The sequence below is a fragment of the Roseinatronobacter domitianus genome (assembly GCF_023336755.1).
Taxonomy (GTDB): Bacteria; Pseudomonadota; Alphaproteobacteria; order Rhodobacterales; family Rhodobacteraceae; genus Roseinatronobacter; species Roseinatronobacter domitianus.
This window is the reverse complement of sequence record NZ_JALZWP010000001.1, coordinates 106,009-122,515: the sequence shown is the minus strand read 5'-3', so window position 1 is coordinate 122,515 and position 16,507 is coordinate 106,009. Positions and strand designations below refer to the sequence as shown.

The 16,507-nt window shown below is 63.2% G+C and carries 16 protein-coding genes; 7 read left to right on the top strand and 9 right to left on the bottom strand.

Annotated elements, in window-relative coordinates; genetic code table 11:
- Positions 1-198: 198 nt before the first annotated feature.
- From rpsA to M3N55_RS00580, 4 genes are all read right to left on the bottom strand, one after another.
- On the bottom strand, positions 199-1,878 hold the full coding sequence (rpsA, locus tag M3N55_RS00595; protein WP_249055393.1) for a 30S ribosomal protein S1: 1,680 nt from the start codon (positions 1,876-1,878) through the stop codon (positions 199-201).
- Between the two features lie 251 nt (positions 1,879-2,129).
- On the bottom strand, positions 2,130-2,909 hold the full coding sequence (gene rlmJ, locus M3N55_RS00590; RefSeq protein ID WP_249055391.1) for a 23S rRNA (adenine(2030)-N(6))-methyltransferase RlmJ: 780 nt from the start codon (positions 2,907-2,909) through the stop codon (positions 2,130-2,132).
- Between the two features lies 1 nt (position 2,910).
- A complete protein-coding gene (locus tag M3N55_RS00585; RefSeq protein WP_249055387.1) occupies positions 2,911-3,606 on the bottom strand; it encodes an FG-GAP repeat domain-containing protein in 696 nt (231 codons plus the stop codon).
- On the bottom strand, positions 3,606-4,205 hold the full coding sequence (locus M3N55_RS00580; RefSeq protein ID WP_249055385.1) for a (d)CMP kinase: 600 nt from the start codon (positions 4,203-4,205) through the stop codon (positions 3,606-3,608). The genes M3N55_RS00585 and M3N55_RS00580 overlap by 1 nt, the downstream gene beginning before the upstream one ends.
- 158 nt (positions 4,206-4,363) lie before the next feature.
- On the opposite strand from M3N55_RS00580, the gene M3N55_RS00575 reads away from it, so the two are divergent.
- A complete protein-coding gene (locus M3N55_RS00575) occupies positions 4,364-5,308 on the top strand; it encodes a glycosyltransferase 61 family protein (protein WP_249055383.1) in 945 nt (314 codons plus the stop codon).
- Positions 5,309-5,375: 67 nt separating this feature from the next.
- Here M3N55_RS00575 and moaA read toward each other — a convergent pair whose 3' ends face one another.
- The gene (moaA, locus tag M3N55_RS00570) at positions 5,376-6,380 is read right to left on the bottom strand and encodes a GTP 3',8-cyclase MoaA (protein ID WP_249055381.1); all 1,005 of its coding nucleotides are present in this window, start codon (positions 6,378-6,380) and stop codon (positions 5,376-5,378) included.
- Positions 6,381-6,478: 98 nt separating this feature from the next.
- On the opposite strand from moaA, the gene M3N55_RS00565 reads away from it, so the two are divergent.
- The 4 genes from M3N55_RS00565 (at position 6,479) to M3N55_RS00550 (ending at position 9,326) form a co-directional block, all read left to right on the top strand.
- Positions 6,479-6,931, top strand: a complete 453-nt coding sequence (locus M3N55_RS00565; RefSeq protein WP_249055380.1) for a D-galactarate dehydratase — start codon at positions 6,479-6,481, stop codon at positions 6,929-6,931.
- 116 nt (positions 6,932-7,047) lie between these two features.
- Complete coding sequence (locus M3N55_RS00560) at positions 7,048-7,902, top strand: TIGR00282 family metallophosphoesterase (RefSeq protein ID WP_249055378.1); 855 nt, start codon at positions 7,048-7,050, stop codon at positions 7,900-7,902.
- 255 nt (positions 7,903-8,157) lie between these two features.
- Positions 8,158-8,931: a gamma-glutamyl-gamma-aminobutyrate hydrolase family protein gene (locus M3N55_RS00555; protein WP_249055377.1), complete on the top strand. Its 774-nt coding sequence runs from the start codon at positions 8,158-8,160 to the stop codon at positions 8,929-8,931.
- Positions 8,928-9,326, top strand: a complete 399-nt coding sequence (locus M3N55_RS00550; protein WP_249055376.1) for a c-type cytochrome — start codon at positions 8,928-8,930, stop codon at positions 9,324-9,326. Before M3N55_RS00555 ends, M3N55_RS00550 begins: the two co-directional genes overlap by 4 nt.
- Here the strand turns inward: M3N55_RS00550 and bchO are convergent.
- From bchO to crtA, 4 genes are all read right to left on the bottom strand, one after another.
- Complete coding sequence (gene bchO, locus M3N55_RS00545) at positions 9,323-10,216, bottom strand: alpha/beta fold hydrolase BchO (protein ID WP_249055374.1); 894 nt, start codon at positions 10,214-10,216, stop codon at positions 9,323-9,325. The genes M3N55_RS00550 and bchO overlap by 4 nt on opposite strands.
- A gap of 3 nt (positions 10,217-10,219) precedes the next feature.
- Positions 10,220-11,941: a magnesium chelatase subunit D gene (locus M3N55_RS00540; RefSeq protein ID WP_249055372.1), complete on the bottom strand. Its 1,722-nt coding sequence runs from the start codon at positions 11,939-11,941 to the stop codon at positions 10,220-10,222.
- A gap of 73 nt (positions 11,942-12,014) precedes the next feature.
- Positions 12,015-13,016: a magnesium chelatase ATPase subunit I gene (gene bchI / locus M3N55_RS00535; protein ID WP_249055371.1), complete on the bottom strand. Its 1,002-nt coding sequence runs from the start codon at positions 13,014-13,016 to the stop codon at positions 12,015-12,017.
- The gene (gene crtA, locus M3N55_RS00530; protein WP_249055369.1) at positions 13,013-13,717 is read right to left on the bottom strand and encodes a spheroidene monooxygenase; all 705 of its coding nucleotides are present in this window, start codon (positions 13,715-13,717) and stop codon (positions 13,013-13,015) included. Before crtA ends, bchI begins: the two co-directional genes overlap by 4 nt.
- A 133-nt stretch (positions 13,718-13,850) precedes the next feature.
- Here crtA and M3N55_RS00525 point away from each other — a divergent pair, with 133 nt between their 5' ends.
- Both M3N55_RS00525 and crtB read left to right on the top strand, forming a co-directional pair.
- A complete protein-coding gene (locus M3N55_RS00525) occupies positions 13,851-15,392 on the top strand; it encodes a phytoene desaturase (RefSeq protein WP_249055368.1) in 1,542 nt (513 codons plus the stop codon).
- Positions 15,389-16,423, top strand: coding sequence for a 15-cis-phytoene synthase (crtB, locus tag M3N55_RS00520; RefSeq protein WP_249055366.1), 1,035 nt, complete (start codon positions 15,389-15,391; stop codon positions 16,421-16,423). Before M3N55_RS00525 ends, crtB begins: the two co-directional genes overlap by 4 nt.
- Positions 16,424-16,507 lie beyond the last annotated feature (84 nt).

The window sequence follows — 16,507 nt, the reverse complement described above, 5'->3', positions numbered from 1 at the left end:
GCTATAGGCACAAAAAGTGAACCGGCCCTTTGCATCAGATTGATGCCGACATTGCGTTCGCCACCACCCCCGACATTCGCGGCAAAACAGAAAGTTGGGAAGTTTGGGCTGACTGCTGTCCCGGTATCGGTTATCGAACCGAAAAAGGCCGCAGCTTTCGCTGCGGCCTTTCTCTTTCCCAAACCAATCCGCGAAGGATCAGTCGCGGTCTTTGAGCGCGGCGCCCAGAATGTCGCCCAGGCTTGCGCCTGCATCCGACGATCCGAACTGTTCCACGGCTTCTTTCTCTTCCGCGATCTCGCGGGCCTTGATCGACAGGCCAAGGCGGCGGGTCTTTGCGTCCACCGAGGTGACACGCGCATCGACCTTGTCACCAACCTGGAAACGCTCTGGGCGCTGGTCAGCCCGGTCGCGTGCCAGATCCGAGCGGCGGATGAAGGCTTTCATGTCGTTGTAGATGACCTCGATGCCGCCATCTTCGATCGAGGTGACTTCGCAGGTCACGATCGAACCACGCTTCACGCCTTCGACAGCTTCCGAGAAGTTGTCATTGGCCAGTGCCTTGATCGACAGCGAAATCCGCTCTTTCTCGACATCCACTTCAGAGACAACCGCCTGAACGATATCGCCCTTGCGGTATTCCTGAATGGCATCCTCGCCGCGCTGATCCCAGCTTAGGTCGGACAGGTGCACCATGCCGTCGATATCGCCGTCCAGACCCACGAACAGACCGAATTCGGTGATGTTCTTGACCTCGCCCTCGATCTGGGTGCCGGTCGGGTAGCTTTCGGCGAACTGCTCCCACGGGTTGCGCAGAGTCTGTTTCAGGCCCAGCGAAACACGGCGCTTGGCGCTGTCGATCTCCAGCACCATGACTTCCACTTCCTGCGAGGTGGAGACGATCTTGCCGGGGTGCACGTTCTTCTTGGTCCAGCTCATTTCCGAGACATGAACAAGACCTTCGACACCGGCTTCCAGTTCGACGAACGCGCCGTAATCGGTGATGTTGGTCACGCGGCCTTTATGGACGCTGTCCAGCGGGTAGTCACGCTCGACCGAATCCCACGGATCGGCTTGCAGTTGCTTGATACCAAGCGAAATGCGGTGGGTTTCCTTGTTGATCTTGATGACCTGCACCTTGATCGTTTCACCGATGGTGACAACTTCGGACGGGTGGTTGACCCGGCGCCATGCCATGTCGGTGACGTGCAGCAGGCCATCGACGCCGCCAAGGTCCACAAACGCACCGTATTCGGTGATGTTCTTGACCACACCATCGACGGTCTGACCTTCGGCCAGTTTGGCGATGACTTCGGCGCGCTGTTCGGCGCGGCTTTCTTCCAGAATGGCGCGGCGCGATACGACGATATTGCCGCGGCGACGGTCCATTTTCAAAATCTGGAAAGGCTGCTTCAGACCCATCAGCGGGCCAGCATCGCGCACGGGGCGCACATCGACCTGAGAGCCGGGCAGGAACGCCACGGCACCGCCCAGATCGACGGTAAAGCCACCCTTGACGCGGCCAAAGATCGCGCCTTCGACGCGGGCTTCGTCGGCATAGGCTTTTTCCAGCTTGTCCCATGCGGCTTCGCGGCGGGCCTTGTCACGGCTGACAACGGCTTCCCCGCGCGAGTTTTCGACGCGCTCCAGGAAGACCTCGACCTCATCGCCCACGGCGACAGAGGGGGCTTCACCCGGATTTGCGAATTCTTTCAGATCGACACGGCCTTCCATTTTGTAGCCGACGTCGATGATGGCTTGTCCAGCCTCGATTGCGATGACCTTGCCGGTCACGACACTGCCCTCAGAGGGCGTGTCCATTTCGAGGCTCTCGTTGAGCATTGCCTCGAAGTCTTCCATGGTTGCTTTAGCGCACATTCAGATCAGGTTCCTTTGTTCATGTTTCTGGCCAGACGGTTGACTCCGCCGGTCTTGGGTTGGCACCAGAAGGGCGTGCCGACACGCCGCGCGGGGAACAAAAAACACAAATGCGGGTCTGGGCATTGGCCCGACCCTGTTCCAGTTGCGCAAAAGGCATGACAAGCCCCCTGATTGCGCGTGTCCATAAGGGGTCAGAGCCGCTATGGCAAGGGTTCGAGCGCGAATTCGGCGCAACGAGCGAGCGTGGACTACAGGTTTTCCAGCATTTCGGCAATCCGCGCGGCCTCTGCCGCCATGCCCCAGGGCGCGCGCAGCACTGCCATGCCGGACCCAATCATCCGGTGGCCGGGGCGCGCGGGTTTGAAGCGCGCCTCAAAACAGGCGATTTCGGGCATCTCGGCACGCAAAGCGGCGGTCAGGCTGGCATGCGGGCCATCGCGCAGGATGGGAAACCACAGCACCAGCACGCCCACATTCCATTTGCGCGCGATCTGGCCCAGCGCGCGGGGCAGCGTAACGTAATCGGCCTTCACCTCGTAGGACGGGTCCACCATCAGCACCCCGCGCCGGGGCGTGGGTGGGCACATGGCCTGCGCCATGTCCAGCCCGTCGCGTTTATAAACCCGCGCGCCCTGCCCGGCCATGGCGCGGCCCAGCGCGTCATGCTCGGCGGGGTGCAGCTCTGCCAGCGTGATCCGATCAAACCCTGCGCGCAAGCAATGCGCGGCAATCAGGGGTGAACCGGGATAGGCATTTGGCCCATGCGCAGCGCGCGTCGCGGCCAGCGCACGCATATAAGGATGGTCGAGGGCGAATAGGCTTTCGGCGCAGGAAATGCCCGCCGCCGCTTCGCCGGTCTTCAACGCTTCCGGCGCGCCAAGGTCATACAGCCCGCGCCCGGCATGCGTTTCGATATAGGACAGCGGCTTGTCCTTGGCGGTCAGGTAATCCAGCAACCACGCCAGCAAAGCGTGTTTATGGACATCGGCCAGATTGCCCGCGTGAAACCCGTGTTGATAGGACAGCATGCTAACAGCGCAGGCTATCGGGGCCGGTATAGGCCCCAATGTCGCGGGTTTGCAAACGCCCGGCCACCAAGCGTGTCGCCAGCACGCGCCGCCACTCGCGGTCGGCCGTCACGATTTCCAGCCCTTGACCGCAGTCGAACACGCCGCCTTCAATGTTGGGCGCGCCGTAGCGATGGTTGGTGTGTCCATCGGCACTGGCTACAGGTTCAACCCGCCAAGACTCACCCGCTCGCCAGACACGGATCACCCGCAACACCCGCGCCAGATGCGGGCGGTCGACATAGGCGATTTCCATGCGCCCGTCGCCGTCCAGATCGGCAATACCCGCAATCGCCAACCAGCGGTGGCGGGTGCCGATGGGGGTATTCCAGACCAAGGGCGCCAACGCCCCGTCGCGCAATCCCCAGACCATGACCTGCGCGCCTTGGTCGAAGATCGAAACAACCGTCACCACCTCTGGCGCGCCATCGCCATCCAGATCAGCAAGGCGCGGCGCGGTATCCTCAAAAACCTGACCTTCCAGCCGCACGCGATAGCTGCCTTGTGCTGTCGTCACCTCCAGCCCGGCGAATTCGCCATCGGGCAATGCCCCATGGCCATATTCAGCGCTTGGGGTGACATAACGTGCCCCGGTGATGATCTCTTGCGCAGACGCCGGGGCCGCGAAAACCAGCAGGCAAACAACAAACCGCCACATCACGCGCGCGTCTCCAAGCGTTCGGCAATGACCTCTTTTGCGGCCTCAATAGCCTGTGCCACGGTCATTTCTGTCGTGTCGAGCAAGATCGCGTCCGGCGCGGCCAGCAAAGGTGCGTCGGCCCGGCCAATATCGCGCGCATCACGGGCGCGGACCTGCGCCAAAACCTCTTCGTAGCCGCCTTGCTCTCCCGCTTCCAGCCAGCGGCGGCGGGCACGGGTTTCGGCACTGGCGGTGACAAACAGTTTCACCTCGGCCTCGGGGCAGATGATCGTGCCGATATCGCGCCCATCCAGAACCGCACCGCCCGCGCGCTGCGCGAAATCGCGCTGAAACGCCACCAGCGCCGCGCGCACCTCTGGCAGCACGGCAACACGGCTTGCGGCCTCGCCCGCTGCCAAGCTGCGCAACCCATCGCGCGCCAGATCATCCGAGGACAGGTTCCGCGCCGCAATAATCGGATCGCCGCCCTTCATGCCGACGGCCCGATACAGCAACCCGGTATCCAGATGCGCAAACCCGAACTCGCGCGCAATGGCGCGGCTGATCGTGCCTTTGCCAGCTGCGGCGGGGCCATCTATTGCAACCGTGAATGACATTTCGATACCAACTTTCCCCTAGGCATTTGCAATTTCCAGCGGTCAAAGCGGCAGAAACCGCTGGTTCTGGAATATGGTGTGCATGGATATGCAGATTGCAGTAGCGCGGCTTTTACGCTTTGGTCAATGGCAAGACGCACACCGTAGCAGAGTGAAAAATGCCAGCAACTTCGAGCTTGGGGATCGAATGCATATCGGATGCAATCGTTCACCCGACAAAACTCATCGACTGGGCGCCCGAAAATATGAGCACGGGCGTTCAGACGCGTGACGGACAGTTCTTGACATCAGCAAACCTGACGCGCCTGGATCAGACCGGAAACCGCTACGAAGCCCAGCGTCCCGCACTGGCGGCAGACACAAAACACGCCATTGAAAAGGGCTTTTTTGCTGGAATGCTGGACCACCGATATGGTCATTTCCTGCTTGAAAGCTTAGGCCGACTTTATTGCCGGGATGACTTTCCCGATTATCCGGTCGTCTGGTCCGCACGCTGCGATGTTGCGCAGCAGGGCTTCCAAATCTGGCAGTCTCAGTTGCTCGATTTACTTGGCGTCAAAGGCCCACATATTTTGGTGACTGAACCGTGCAGCGTTTCCAGGCTTATGATCGCGCCAAGCGGCTACGTTATTCAGCATGAGTTCACTCAAGCACAGCAGAGCTTTCTCGCAAAGGTGCCCTGGCGTCCAGAACGCGGCAAAAAGACTTGGCTATCTCGCCGAAACCAAACGCGGCGCCCCGTTCCCGGAATGTCAGAGTTTGAAGACACATTGCGCGCCGAGGGTTGGACGATCATCGCGCCAGAAACGCTCTCCGTTCCCAAACAACTGGAGGTTCTTGCACGCTCCGAAAGAATCGCTGGACCTATTGGCTCTGCCCTTCACAGCTTGATTCTTCTGAAAGACGCCGATGGGTTGCAAGTAGATCTCTTCGTGCCCGAGCCATTTGGCACAGAGGCCCGGATGAACCAAAATTATGTCACGATTGCGCGCGCCAAGGGGTTCAGGCAGGCTGTGCATTTCATTCCGAACGCAGATTACGTGGCACGCCAAAACATCAGCATGTCTGATGTTATCTCTCGGCTGCAAAGCTGTCTTGCCTGACCTATTTTGCAATCCGAAACGCCACAGACGCTCTGGCTGAGGCGGCACGCCCAAGAGAGTTCCGACTTTAACCGCCCGTATGGCTCATGTGGCGGGTCATCTGTCCGTCCACGGCCTGGCGCGAATAGTCGAAATCATGGCCCTTGGGTTTGCGCCCGATTGCGGCGCGGATGGCACCTTCCAACGGTGCGTCACTGTCCGACGACCGCAATGGCGCGCGCAGATCGGCCATATCCTCTTGGCCAAGGCACATGTAAAGCTCCCCTGTGCAGGTCAGCCGAACGCGGTTGCAGCTTTCGCAGAAATTATGCGTCAGCGGCGTGATGAAGCCAATTTTCTGCCCCGTCTCCTCCAGCCGCACATAGCGCGCCGGGCCACCAGAACGCTCTGCCAGGTCGGTCAGCGTGTAGCGTTCCGCCAACCGCTTGCGCAGGTCCGAGAGCGGCCAATACTGGTCCAGCCGGTCCTCATTGCCCAGATCGCCCATCGGCATGACCTCTATCCAGGTCAGGTCCATGTCGCGCGCGGCGCAGAATTCGGTCAGCGTAAAAAGTTCGTCCTCGTTGAAGCCTTTCAGCGCCACCGCGTTCAGCTTGACCCGCAGGCCCGCTGCTTGTGCGGCGTCAATCCCGTCCAGCACTTGGGCCAGCTTGCCCCAGCGCGTGACATCGGCGAATTTCTGGTCATCCAGCGTGTCCAGCGACACATTGATACGCCGCACCCCGCATTCGGCCAATTCACCCGCGAATTTGCGCAACTGGCTGCCATTGGTGGTCAGCGTCAGCTCTTTCAAAGCGCCACTGTCCAAGTGGCGGCGCATGTTCTGAAAGAACGTCATGATCCCCTTGCGCACCAAGGGTTCGCCCCCGGTAATGCGCAGCTTTTCCACCCCCAACCGAATGAAGGTCGAACACATGCGATCCAGTTCTTCCAGCGTCAGAAGTTCCTTCTTGGGCAAGAAGGTCATGTTTTCCGACATGCAATAGACGCAGCGAAAATCGCAGCGGTCCGTAACAGAGACGCGCAGATAAGAAATCGGGCGGGCGAAAGGGTCGATCAAGGGGGCTGTCATACCGGCAAGGTAGCCACTGCCCCGGCCACCGACAAGAGGATATGTGATTGCCGCGCGACAGCATAGGTATTAACCTACCCAGCATGAAATCTAGCATCATGCTTTTTTGTGGGATCGGTATTCTGGCGGGCTGCGCGCTGGCGCCGTTGGACAGGTGGAACCCGAACACACCGGGCACAGCCGACATTGTGGTGGCGCGTCCCGATTCTGAGACCCCGCGCCCGCAAGCGCGCCCCGACCGGGGTGCCGATACAGAGGGCTCTTCGGACCTCGCTGCCAACTCAAGTGCAGGCCAAAGCGTTGCAGGGCTGGGCGAAACGCTGGCTAACCTTGGCAGCCCGACGGAACCGGGACTATGGCTGCGCACGGGGCTGGTCACACGCGTGCAGCAAGGCCGGGTCGCGCGCGCCGATGGCAACGGCACGATCCGCGTGGAACTGCGTCCCTCTGGCGCGGCCCCAAGCGCGGGCAGCCAACTATCACTGGCGGCATTTCGGGCGCTCGATGCCCCTCTGACCCAGCTTGTGAAGCTTCGGGTCTTTGCGGAATAACGCAACCCGCCCGCGTGGAACCACCGCGCAGTTGAGCGATCCAAACACAGGCCACGGGCCACCCGGGCACGGCTTCGCTCTTGCCCTGCGCCCAGATCAGCCCTAAGCCTTGCGACATGAAACTGCTTTTTCTTGGCGATGTGATGGGCCGCGCGGGCCGCAACGCGATCACCGGCTGGTTGCCGGTGCTGCGCAAGGCTTGGGCGCTGGATTTCGTTGTGGTCAATGGCGAGAACGCAACCGGCGGCGCGGGCCTGTCACCGGATCATGCCAAAGCGCTTCTGGCGGCGGGCGCAGATTGCCTGACGCTGGGCGATCATGCTTTCGACCAACGCGCCATGCGCGAGTTCTGCGCGCAGGAACCGCGCATTATCCGGCCCCTGAATATCGCGAAATCGGGCGCGCCGGGCCATGGTGCGCATGTGTTCACCGACGGGCGCGGGCGGCGTGTTCTGGTGGCGCAGGCACTGGGCCAAGTGTTTATGAAACAGCCCTATTCCGATCCGTTTTCAGCGGTAGAGCCCGTGCTGCGAGCGCACCCACCCGGTGGCAGAGTGCAGGCCAGCCTGATCGACATCCACTGCGAAGCCACATCCGAGAAAACCGCAATGGGCCATTGGTGCGACGCGCGCGCCAGCGTGGTCGTGGGCACCCATACCCATATTCCCACCAGCGATGCGCAGATCCTGCCCGGCGGCACCGCCTACCAGTCGGACGCGGGCATGTGCGGCGATTACGATTCGGTAATCGGCATGAAGAAAGACGAACCCATGCGGCGCTTCATCACCGGCATGGCACGCGCCCGGTTCGAGCCGGCCATGGGCGTTCCCACGCTCTGCGGGCTCTATGTCGAAACAGACGATGCCACGGGCCGCGCCACCCGCACCGAGATGGTGCGCGCGGGCGGGCGGCTGGCCGCGTCCGGCCCTGCCCCGGTGGATCTGCCCGCCATGACAAATGGCGCGGCCTGACCACGGCGCATAGTCCAGACCGCTGGATTTTGGCCTGCTGGGGTATCTTCGCAGCGCCTATGGCGGGCCAATGCGCATTGGGCTGGACCGTGCTGCGGGAATATCCCCCGGCCAACCCGCCATGGCGCTTGCCGGACAAGCAGTTGTGCGCCCAAAGGCAGGGCACAGCGGCGCATAATCAGGCAGGCTCTTGCGCAGCCTCTCGACCTTTCCGCGCGATTTGTTAGGTTGGGTGTACAGGCAGAAGGATTTGACATGCGCAGGCCCGTCATCGGCATAATCGGCAATTCTCATCTTATCAACGACGAATACCCGGCGCATGCGGGCGGGGCGATGAATTCCGAAGCCGTGGCGCAGGTATCGGACGGCATTCCGCTTCTGGTGCCCGCTGACCCGGCTTTGGTGTCGGTAGAGGAGTTGCTGGAGGTCTGTGACGGTTTCTTGCTGACGGGCGGCCGCCCCAATGTCCACCCGGAGGAATATGGCGAGGATGAGACCCCCGCCCATGGTGCATTCGACCGCGCCCGCGATGCGATCACCCTGCCGCTGGTGCGCGCTTGCGTGGAACGCGGGCAACCGTTTCTTGGGGTCTGCCGTGGGTTTCAAGAGGTCAATGTCGCTATGGGCGGCACGCTTTATCCCGAAATCCGCGATCTGCCGGGCCGCATGAACCACCGCATGCCCCCCGATGGCACGCTGGAAGAAAAATTCGCCCTGCGCCATATCGTGCGCTTTACCCAAGGCGGCGTGTTCCACCGTCTGATGGGCGCGCCAGAGGTGATGACCAACACGCTGCACGGCCAAGGGGTAAAACGTGCAGGCGCGCGCATTGTGATCGACGGGCACGCGCCTGATGGCACACCCGAAGCGATGTATGTGGACGGCGCGCCGGGCTTTACCCTGTCGGTGCAATGGCACCCGGAATGGCGCGCGGGCGACGACCCGGTGTCGCGCCCCTTGTTCGAGGCATTCGGTCAAGCCGCCCGCGCTTGGGCCAGCGGCGCGCGGGAATGGCGGCTGAGTGCATGAAACTGAAACTGGGCATACTGGGCCTTGCTATTCTGGTCGGTGCAGGGTTCTGGGCCATGAGCGGACAGCAGGCGCAAAGCGTCATGGTCGATGTGACGGTGCCAGAGCTGAGCGCGCCGGAACAAAAGGGCGCAGCGCTCTTTGCGCAAAACTGCGCAACCTGTCACGGGGAAAATGCAGCCGGCAAGGACGGCGTCGGCCCGCCCTTGGTGCATATCATCTACGAACCCAGCCACCATGGCGACGGGTCTTTCTACGTTGCCGCCCGCATGGGCGTGCGCGCGCATCATTGGTCTTTCGGAAACATGCCCGCACAGCCGCAGATCACGGATGAAGACGTGGCGAAAATCGTAGCCTATATTCGCGCATTGCAGCGCGCGAACGGGATATTCTAACTCGGCCGCCGCGCCTTGACCGCGCTGACCGCGTCCTGATTGTCATGCAGGAATTGCACAATATGGGGCGCCACCGCTTCGGGCGCCTCTTCATGCACCAGATGCCCCCAATGCGGTAGCGCCAGATGCGTGGCGCGCGGCATTCGGGCTGCGGCCTCGGCAGAGACGCGCGTTGGAACCGCCTTGTCGCCTGCCGCCGTCATCAGCAGTGTCTGCACCGCGATTTGTGGCAATCGCTCCAATAGCGGTTCCAACTGCCACTGCGCCATCATGCCAAGCGTGCCTTCGATGTGACGGGTGCGGCTGACAAGCCTGCGATACATGTCGACCCCCTCGGCGTCGAGCGGCGAGCCCATACCCGCGAGCAACCGCGCCACTTGCGGACGCGACGAGGACAGTTTCGTAACCACCGCCGCGGCAAAAGGCCCGGTCGCCATGGCCCGCGCCAGCTTGGGGAACAGCCAGCCCGCAAAACCGTCAAACGGACCAAGCGCGGCATTTATCCCCACCACGGCGCGGGGCGGGCGCGGCATGATTTCGGCCATGCGCAACGCCACCGCCGCACCCGCCGAATGCCCGATAATGGCCACGGGCCGCCAATCCTGATCCTCGCATAAACTGCCCAGATCATCGGCCATGGCATCCAATCCCAGCCGCATATGCCCGCCCGCCCGCGTATAGCCCTGACCGGGCAGGTCGGGCAGGATAAGCCGATAGCCCGGCAAATAGGGTAATAGCCGATGAAAGCTGTGCCCGGACGCCGCAGCCCCGTGCAACAGCAACACATCCGGCCCCTGCCCCACGGTCTGCACATGCCAGACATGCGGCCGACACCGGATCATCCGGGAGCGTTCGCGTAAGGGCCAGTCGGCAGGAAGCTCGTTCATCATCGCCTAACTTCCCAAAGCCGCGCCAAGCGTCGCGGCCATCGCGCGCGCATCGGCGCGGGGCAACACGATCCGCGTGGCATTCATCGTCGCGGCCAACTCTGACAATTGCGGCTTGGGGCGCAGGCTGGTGTCGATAACCAGCGCCGGGATCGCGCGGGCCGCGATCGCGCGGGCCAGCGTCATCGCGTCCTCTCCGGCCTGCGCGCGGTTGGCGGTGCCATCCAGCGCGATATTGCCGCGCCCGTCGGTCAGAAAAGCCAGCGTCGGCGACATGCCGCGCCCGCGCGCCTGAAGCGCAGCGTCGAATGCAACCTGCATTGCGCCCGCCAAGGGGGTCGCCCCGCCACCGGGCAAGCCCGCCAGCCGCCGCTTGGCCTGCACCAAGGATCGCGTGGGCGGCAGCGCCAGTTCTGCCGTGTCGCCGCGAAAGGTCACCAGTGCCACATGATCGCGGGCGGAATAGGCTTCGGCCAGCATGATCTCGACCGCGCCCTTGGCTTCGGCCAGACGGGCAACTGCGGCAGAGCCGGAAGCATCGACCACGAAGATCAGCACCCGGTCAGTGCGGTCGCGGTAGCGTTTGATGCGGATATCATCCGGCATCAACAACAAGCGCCCGTCGGGCGCATCGGGCCGCGCGGCGCGGCGCATGGGTTGCCAAGGTGCTGCTTGGCGGAGGGTGGCGATCACATCGACACGCGCACCGGACCCCGGCTTGCCGGGGCGTGACGGAATGGGCCGGCCCCGCGAGATGGATTTGCGCACCGCCCCCGCGCCGCTATTGCCTGCGGCTGCGCGCGCGGCTTTCGCCGCTTGCAACCGCGCCAGCAGGCCGGGCGGCAGCGCGGCAAAAGCCGCATCAATCAGCAGATCATCCGGGATTTGCGGTTCCGTGCTGTCACGGTCGCGCCCCTCCTCGGGGTCGTTTTCGGGTGGCTCCGGCGGGGGCGGCGTTTCGTCGGGCGGCGCATCATGCGGAAGCGCGCGCGCGCGTTGCGCCAGCACAAGCTCCACCCCCACGCGCAAGTCACCTTCTGCCAGCGCTTGCCCGCCGCGCCACGCAGCATGCGCGCGCGCGGCCATCAACGCCAACCAGGGCGCGCGCAGGCTGTCAATGGCAAGGCCATGCGCCACGCGGGTTAATTGTTCCAACGCATCGGGGCTAAGGGGGATCGCGGCAAGCCGCGCTTTCGCGGCGGCAATGCGCGGCGCGTCAAGCTGTAGATCGGCGCTATCTGACCATCCAAACCCGTCAATATCCAAGAACAGCGCCAAACGATCCGCAAGAGGTTGCGGCAGCCCCTCGCCGTCCTCAGCGGCCTCATCAAGCGCGATCAGCGCCAGACCGGGCCGCGCATCGAGCGCCTGCCCCAGCCGCACCGCAAGCCCTGCCGGGCATCGCTCTGCCATCGTGAGCGTCAGAAACCCGTCGCGGGACAACAGCCCCACATGGCGTTGCAAACTGTTCAGCGCCAGCGTGGCCGACAGGTCCAGCCCGCCCGACAGCGCATCCTCTGGCATGAAGGGATGCAGCTTGCGCGGGGCCAAGGGCGCCAGCGCGCCCAGCACGCAGTCGCGCACCGGCCCGGCACGCCCGCGCAGCCACAGCCCACGCAAGCCCTTGGGGTCAATCGCCAGCAGGTTTAGCGCAAGACCCACCTGCGCCCAAGGGTCAGGAGGGGGCGGCGGTCGGTGCGACCCGCTGGTGTCGTCGAAGGGTGTCATATGCAGGGCGACATGCGGGGGGCGCTGCCCCCCTGCACCCCCCGGAGTATTTTTGGCAAGATGACGCCAAAGGTCATGGCAGCACTTCGGCCAATTGCCGGGCAACACGCGCGGTCGACCCTGCATCATCAAGCGGGTCGCGGCGCAAGCGATGACGCAGCGCCATGGGGGCTGCGGCGCGGATATGGTCGCGGGTCACATCGGGCGCGCCCTCATAGGCGGCAAGCGCGCGGGCGGCGCGCAGAAGCGTCAGTTCACCGCGCAACCCGTCAGAGCCAAGTGCAAGACAGACCGAGGCCACGTCATGCAGCACGACATTGCTGGTTTTCAATTCGGGCAAAGCAGCGCGCGCAGTCAGGATGCGGTCGCGCAAGGCGGCATCTTCAGGCTGCCACTGGTCCATGAAGGTGGCGTGATCGTTTTCATAAGCGTCGCGGCGGCGGATAACTTCGATCCGCGTGTCGATGTCGTTGGGGCTTTTCACCTCCACTGACAAACCGAACCGGTCCAGAAGCTGCGGGCGCAACTCGCCTTCTTCGGGGTTGCCGGACCCGACCAGCACAAAGCGCGCGGGGTGACGGATGGACAGCCCTTCGCGTTCGACCACGTTCTCGCCCGATTGCGCCACGTCGAGCAGCAGATCGACGATGTGGTCCTCCAGCAGGTTGACCTCGTCAATATAAAGGTAGCCGCGATTGGCGCGCGCCAACAACCCGGCCTCGAACGCCTTTTCGCCACGGGTCAGCGCGCGTTCGATGTCGAGAGCGCCCGTCACGCGGTCCTCTGATACGCCCAGCGGCAGGTCCACGACCGGCGTGGGGCGGTCGACCATGGACGTGTCAGTGACCTGCGCCCAATCGGGGCAATCCTCTGGCGTGGCAGAATTGCAAGGGCAGCCCGCAACCGCGCGGATCGGCGGCAAAAGCGCGGCCAAGGCCCGCACAGCGGTGGATTTGCCGGTGCCACGGTCGCCAAACACCAGCACACCGCCGATTTTCGGGTCAATGGCAGTCAGCACCATCGCGGTTTTCATCTCATCCTGGCCGACGATGGCGGCAAAGGGAAAAGGCGTCATGCGGCCTCCTGTTGAATGGTCTGCGCAAGGGGGTCATGTCCCTGCCATGTGCCCGCCGTGCCGATCAGCCGGAACCGGGCGTAAAGTTCTTCGTTGAACCAACCCTCATCGCGGACAGCACGGATGGCCTCTGCATGTGGGCCACGGCGCGCGAAAGCGGCCATGCTGGCGATATCGGGCCAGACAGAAAACGTGACCTGATGCAACAGCGGCACCTCTCCGATGCCGATCTTGAACATCACGTTCGGGTCAGACCCCACCTTGGCCGAGATATCCGGCACCCGACCCCAAAAGCGCAAGGCGCGCGCGGGTTTGACGGTGGCGCGGGTCATCGCCGCGACTGGACCTGTCACCTCTCCTGCGGGTTGGAAGGGACGCTGCCCGCCCCAATGGCCCCGAACGGATGCAGGCTCCATGTAGAGTGTGTATTGTTCATCTGCACGCGCTTGCCACTTGGCGTAAGGGTTCATCGCAAGCCCTGCGCGCGCGGCCCCCATATCTTCCCAAGCTGACAGAATTGCCCAGACACCCCAATTGGGGCGTGGCGTGAACCCTTCGCCCGTGCCGGAGCCACACAGCTTCCAGAATGCCAGACCCGGCACACGCGGCAAAACCAGCCGCGCAGCCCCCATTTGCCCCAGCACCCAAAGGCGCGAGAGCGGGCTGTCAAACCGGAACAAGCTGAGTGTGACCGTCTGCATGGTCGATTCCATCCTAAGACTTCTGAAAAAGTCTGTCACACATGTTAGACAGAGTAAAGCAACAAATGTAAACCTTGATTGACACTTCTGGGCAGTGTAGGCTGAGGTCAATGAAAAGGCACGGGAACCGACCATGACTGATTCTTCTACGCCCTCACGGGCCATCGTGATCGGGGCGGGGCTTGGCGGATTGGCCAGCGCCATGCGGCTTGGTGCCAAGGGCTATCAGGTCACGGTTATCGACAAGTTGGACCGCGTTGGCGGGCGCGGGTCGTCCATCACACAAGGTGGCCACCGCTTTGACCTTGGCCCAACCATCGTGACCGTGCCGCAAGGGCTACGCGATCTGTGGGCGGCCTGCGGGCGCGATTTTGACCGCGACGTTACGCTTAAGCCCATGAAACCCTTTTATGAAATCCGCTGGGACGATGGGTCGTCATTCCGGTTGCACGCCGACAAAGCCGCGACTGAAGCAGAGGTCGAGGCGCTCTCTCCCAGCGATCTGAATGGCTTTCGCAAGTTCCTGTCAGATGCCGAGGATCGCTATTGGTTCGGCTTTGAGGACCTTGGCCGCCGCCCGATGAACGAACTGTGGGAGCTGATAAAAGTGCTGCCGCGCTTTGTCTGGCTGCGCGCAGATCGCTCGGTCTATGCCCATGCTGCGCGGCGCGTGCGTGACCCGCGCTTGCGGTTCGCGCTGTCGTTTCATCCGCTGTTCATTGGTGGCGACCCGTTCCGCGTGACATCCATGTATATCCTTGTCAGCCACCTAGAGAGCCAATTCGGCGTGCATTATGCCATGGGCGGCGTGCAGGCGATTGCGGATGCCATGGCGCAGGTTATCCGCGACCAAGGCGGGCAGTTGAAGATGTCCACGGAAGTCGATGAAATAACAGTGGAAAATGGTCGCGCATCTGGCGTGCAGCTGGCCGACGGCACGCAGCTTCGCGCCGATGTCACCATCTCGAACGCCGATGCCGGGCACACCTATACTCGCCTGCTGCGGAACCGGTCGCGCCGCCGCTGGACCGATGCCAAGGTCAAGCGTCAGCGTTGGTCGATGGGGCTGTTCGTGTGGTATTTCGGCACGCGCGGCACGCGGGACATGTGGGCCGATGTGGGCCATCACACCATCGTTGTCGGCCCGCGCTACCGCGAGCATATCAAAGATATATTCATCCGCGGCAAGCTGGCGGAGGATATGAGCCTCTATGTTCACCGTCCATCCATCACCGACCCATCGGTTGCCCCCGATGGCGATGACACCTTTTATGTTCTCAGCCCTGTGCCACATCTGGGGCATGATAACGGGGTGGATTGGGCGGTCGAGGAAGAGCCCTACCGCCTCAAGATGCTCAAAATGCTGGAAGACCGCCTGCTGCCGGGCCTGTCACAGCACCTGACGGAAAGCCTTGTTTTCACGCCCGAAACCTTCCGCGACCGGTATCTGTCGCCGCTTGGCGCGGGCTTCTCGATAGAGCCGCGCATTCTGCAAAGCGCCTATTTCCGGCCGCATAACGTGTCAGAGGAACTGCCAGGCCTGTATCTGGCGGGCGCAGGCACCCATCCGGGCGCGGGCGTGCCCGGCGTGATCGGCACCGCAGAGGTGATGGGCCAGCTTGTGCCCGACGCACCCCGCCCCATGGCGCCGCCTTTGCCCATGGCTGCGGAATGAGCGCCGAAAGCGATCTGGCCGAATGCCGCGCGGCGATCCGAACCGGGTCACTGTCCTTTCACGCAGCGTCCAGACTGCTGCCTGCGCGCGTGCGCGACCCGTCACTGGTGCTCTACGCGTTCTGCCGTCTGGCCGATGACGCCGTGGACGAAGGCGCAGCCCCCGTGCAAGCGGTGTTGCATTTGCAAGACCGGCTTGACCGCGCCTATGCGGGCCACCCCTTCAACGCCCCGATAGACCGCTGCTTTGCCCGCATGATAGAGGCGCACGCCCTGCCCCGCGCCTTGCCAGATGCGCTGCTGGAAGGGCTGGCATGGGATGCCGAAGACCGCACCTATGACAGCTTGTCGCATGTGCTGGACTATTCCGCCCGCGTCGCCGCCGTGGTGGGCGTTATGATGTGCGTGCTGATGGGCGTGCGCGACCGCCACCGGCTGGCGCGCGCCTGTGATCTGGGGCTGGCGATGCAATTGACCAATATTGCCCGCGATGTTGGCGCAGATGCCGGTCTTGGGCGGATCTACCTGCCGCGCGACTGGTTTGCGGATGCCGGGGTCGACCCGCAGGCGTTCTTGCGCCGCCCGGCCGCGACGCCCGAAATCCGCACCATGACCGACCGCCTGCTGCGAGAGGCCAACCGCCTCTATCTGCGCTCGGAACCCGGCATTGCCGACCTGCCGCTGGCCTGTCGCCCTGGCATTTTCGCCGCACGGCACATTTACGCAGGTATCGGCGGGGCGGTGCGCGCGCGCGGATATGACAGCGTAACGGGCCGCGCCCATACCGGCAAAACCCGCAAACTTGGATGGCTGGCATTGTCGGGCCTTCGCGCGGGCCTCAGCACCATCCAACCGCGCATGGCCACGCTTTATGCAAGCGCTGCGCCCGAAGTCAGCTTTTTGGTCGATGCAGCCGCCGGCCACGCCCCGACCGGCCGCTCCGACACGCTGATAAACGCGCTTACCCGGCTGCGGGCGCATGATATTGCACGCCGCAATGCGCAAATCGGCCTAGACCAGCGCAGCGCATGACTTAGGTCTGACCAAATACCAAGCAGACCAACTGCGCCCGCAAGGGCGCTCCAGTAAAGGCTTGCCCCCGCAAGGGGGCGCTAT